The following is a 2,334-nucleotide window of genomic DNA, read 5'->3' as shown; positions in this document are numbered from 1 at the left end:
CCCACCAATGGATCCAAGACGGCACAAACCCGATCCAGTGTCGCGGCAAACGGCGGGAACACGCACAGGCCCAAACCCATACCCACCCGCTGCGAACCCTGGCCCGAAAACACTGCGCCCAGACCGGAACTCGCGCCGACGGTCGCGCCGACAGCGATCCCGAACCCGGCTGCTTTCGCACGCAAGACCGCAGCGGTGTGCTGCCCGGAGGCAACCTGCTCCAGCCCGGACAGCAACGCGTCCCGGTCCTGTCCAACGATCACCGCGCGATGGTCGAACAGCGCGCGCGATTCCCGCAGTGCCCGCGCCACCTCGACCGGATGCAGGTCGGGCCTGCCCGCTACGTGCGACAGCAGGCGATCCGCCTGATCGCGCAGCGCGACAGTTGTTTTCGCCGACACCACCCACATCACCGGCTGATCCGGCGGAGCAGGCGCGAGCTGCGCCTCCGGGGCGGGGGCTTGTTCGATGATGACGTGGGCGTTGGTACCGCTGATACCAAACGACGACACCGCTGCACGACGCGGCCTGTCCCCCTCAGTCTCCCAGGAACGCGCGGCGGTCAGCAAATTGATTGCGCCACTGGTCCAATCCACATGCGACGACGGGGCGTCCACGTGCAGCGTGGCGGGCAGCAGCCGGTGCCGCATGGCCAGCACCATCTTGATTACACCGGCGACACCCGCCGCGGCCTGGCTGTGACCGATATTCGACTTCACCGAGCCCAGCCACACCGGGCGATCCGACGGCCGGTCTTGACCGTATGTCGCCAGCAGCGCCTCGGCCTCGATCGGATCGCCCAAACGAGTACCCGTACCGTGCGCCTCCACTACGTCCACGGCGGTGGCGGGCAGACCGGCATCGGCCAACGCCGCACGAACTACTCGCTCCTGCGACGGACCGTTCGGGGCGGTCAAACCATTCGACGCACCATCTTGGTTCACCGCCGAACCCCGCACCACCGCCAGCACCTCATGTCCCATACGACGCGCATCCGAAAGGCGTTCCAGCAGTAGCATTCCCACGCCCTCCGCCCAGCCAACGCCGTCTGCGGCCGCCGAGAAGGACTTGCACCGGCCGTCTGCCGCCAAGCCCCGCTGGCGAGCAAACTCGACGAATATGCCCGGGCTCGACATGACCGTCACGCCACCGGCCAGGGCCATCGAGCATTCGCCCGCGCGGAGCGCGGCCACAGCTTGATGCAGTGCGACCAGCGACGAGGAACACGCGGTGTCCACCGTAACCGCAGGTCCTGTCAAACCTAGTACGTAAGCAACACGACCCGACAGCACACTGGCCGCGGTGCCGGTCAAGAGATACCCCGCGACCTCCTCGGGCACCGCACTCATCATCGTCGCGTACTCTTGACCGCTGGCGCCCACGAAGACCCCGGTCCGCGACTCGCGCAGACTCGTCGGGTCAACGCCCGCGTTTTCGATTGTCTCCCAGACGGTTTCCAGTACCAGACGTTGCTGCGGGTCCATGGCCAGCGCCTCGCGTGGAGAGATGCCGAAGAATGAGGCGTCGAAATCGCCGGCACCTGCGAGGAAGCCACCAGAGGGTACCTCGATAGACCAACCACGCGAATCCGTCATCGGAGCAATGACATCGCGACCCTCGCTGACCAACTCCCAGAAGGTCTCCGGCGAATTCGCCCCGGGGAAACGGCACGCCATACCTACGATGACAACCGGGTCCTCGGACAGCGCTGCGCCCCGGGGTGATCCAGCCGCATCCGGCCTCGTCTCCGCGTCCTCATCGGCGGCACCGAGTGCGGTGGCGAAGTATGCGGCGAGAGCATCGATGGTCGGATAATTGTAGAGCAGTCCGGCGGACGGCCGAACGCCGGTCGCTGCCATCAGCGCGTTTCGCAACTCCACGGCAGACGCGGAATCGAATCCGAGGTCGGTGAAGGTGCTGCCCGCAAGATCCGAATCAACGAGATCGGTAGCGAGAATCCGGCGACATTCGTGCACGATCAGATCGCGAATCTCGGCGGTCGTTTCCACTGCTGGTTTCCGCGGGCTCGCGATGGTCTTGCTCGATGACGTCCCATGCCGCTCTACCCAGTAGCTCTGCCGCTGGAAGGCATACGTGGGCAATGCGATTCGCGCGCCAATGCACCCTGCGGCGTTCGCGGATTCTAGCAAGATCCGCCAATCGACGAATGCACCGGTGGTGAATATTTCGGCCAGGCTGGTCATCAAGTACTGCGGATCGGACCTGTCGCGACGCAATGCGGCGGTCACCACGAACTCCGGATGCGACTCCGCCAGGGTGTCGGTGATCGCGCCGGTCAAACTCGGATCCGGACCCAACTCCACAAACCCGCCT

The 2,334-nt window shown here is 65.5% G+C and carries 1 protein-coding gene; it reads right to left on the bottom strand.

Annotated features, from left to right (window positions below; translation table 11 throughout):
* A partial coding sequence (locus NL1_RS35905; RefSeq protein WP_373862620.1) for a type I polyketide synthase occupies positions 1 to 2,204 on the bottom strand: 2,204 nt, incomplete at its 3' end.
* Positions 2,205 to 2,334 lie beyond the last annotated feature (130 nt).

This window comes from Nocardia lijiangensis NBRC 108240 (assembly GCF_001613045.1).
Lineage (GTDB): Bacteria > Actinomycetota > Actinomycetes > Mycobacteriales > Mycobacteriaceae > Nocardia > Nocardia lijiangensis.
The sequence above is the reverse complement of the archived record's forward strand: the minus strand, read 5'-3'. Positions and strand labels throughout refer to the sequence as shown.